At 72.1% G+C, this 297-nt stretch carries 1 protein-coding gene; it reads left to right on the forward strand.

Annotated elements, in window-relative coordinates:
• On the forward strand, window positions 1–297 hold a 297-nt coding region (locus FLQ44_RS19350; RefSeq protein ID WP_276607886.1), incomplete at both ends, for an inositol monophosphatase family protein.

Here is a 297-nt window from a genome sequence, read left to right on the forward strand (position 1 = left end):
ACAAGCGCATCCGCGTCGCCCAGCGCAATGACCTGTCGGGCGCGATGCTGATCACCGGCTTCGCGCCACGCCAGCGCTCGAAGATCGGCGCCCAGCTGGAGGCCGTGCGCGAGCTGATGCGCGATGCCGAGGACGTGCGCCGTACCGGCTCGGCCGCGCTGGATCTCGCCTACGTCGCCGCAGGGCGCGCCGACGCCTACTTCGAAGCCGGCGTGATGCCCTGGGACATCGCCGCTGGCGTGCTGCTGGTGCGCGAAGCCGGCGGCCGCGTCTGCGACTTCCGCGGTGGCACCGATT

The organism is Vogesella mureinivorans (genome assembly GCF_007644035.1).
Classification (GTDB): Bacteria; Pseudomonadota; Gammaproteobacteria; order Burkholderiales; family Chromobacteriaceae; genus Vogesella; species Vogesella mureinivorans.